Below are 926 nucleotides of genomic sequence, written 5' to 3'. Positions count from 1 at the left end.
CGTGCCCATGCCGCCCGACGCTGCGGCGCAGGACAGGCTGCGCGCCGGGCTGTTCCCGCACCGGCGCATGCAGGCGGGCGGGCCGCTGAAATTCTGCCTGGTGGCGGAGGGGGCGGCGCACGTCTTTCCGTGCATGCACCCCACCTGGGAATGGGATACCGCGCCGGGCCAGGCGCTGCTGGAAGGGGCAGGCGGCATGGTCACCCTGCTGGACGGCTCGCCGCTGGCCTACAACAAGCCCGACTTGCGCAACGGATGCATTCTGGCAGTGGGGCCTGCCGCCTGCGTGGCGGGCGCTTGCGCCGAAAGGCAGGACGCTCCGGCCTGAGCCGCAGTGCGGCATTGCGGTTTGACGCCGCGCAATGGCGCGCTGGGCCGGAAGGGTAGACAGGCCGGGGTGCGTGGGGAGCGCATGGAGGCTGAACGGGGCGCAGATGCGCCCTTTTCTGCGCGCTGTGTTCCGGGGCTGCCTCTGAATCAGGCCGGCCCTAGCGTTCCGCCCACAGGGCCCGCCCCCCCTTCACGCGCAGCCGGGCCAGGGGCAGGCCGCGCCAGTAGAGCAGGGCGGCGGTGGCGGTGCGGGGGGCGTCGATGCTGCGCCCGGTGAGCACCCCGGCGATGTCAGTCGGGGCGTCCATGTGCAGCAGCGCGATGTCTCCCCCTCCGCCTGACCCGTCCTGCCTGCCTTGTCCGGTGGGGTCTGTGGGATATGGGGGATATGGGGGATATGGGGGGTACGGCATCAGGGTGCGCAGCCGGGGCGAGGGACGGATGCCGTCCTTGCCCCACTTGCCCAGCGGGTAGCCGCGCCACCGCAATGCGGCGGGCAGCCGTTCCAGCGCGGGCCGGGGCAGGAAGTAGGCGGTGTCGCCAAAGGGCGCCACCACGCCGTCGGGCAGCAGGGCCGGGTCCAGCCCGGTGTCGGG

1 protein-coding gene and 1 pseudogene are annotated in these 926 nt (G+C 73.0%); one reads left to right on the top strand and one right to left on the bottom strand.

Features of this window, described 5'->3' with window-relative positions:
* On the top strand, positions 1–328 hold a 328-nt coding region (locus FVW20_RS16935; protein ID WP_307831619.1), incomplete at its 5' end, for an inositol monophosphatase family protein.
* Between the two features lie 160 nt (positions 329–488).
* Here the strand turns inward: FVW20_RS16935 and FVW20_RS16930 are convergent.
* Positions 489–926, bottom strand: a pseudogene (locus FVW20_RS16930) (RsmB/NOP family class I SAM-dependent RNA methyltransferase); the annotation flags it as partial.

Origin of the sequence: Nitratidesulfovibrio oxamicus (assembly GCF_015731765.1) — a bacterium.
Taxonomy (GTDB): domain Bacteria; phylum Desulfobacterota; class Desulfovibrionia; order Desulfovibrionales; family Desulfovibrionaceae; genus Cupidesulfovibrio; species Cupidesulfovibrio oxamicus.
This window is presented reverse-complemented; position numbering and strand designations above follow the sequence as displayed.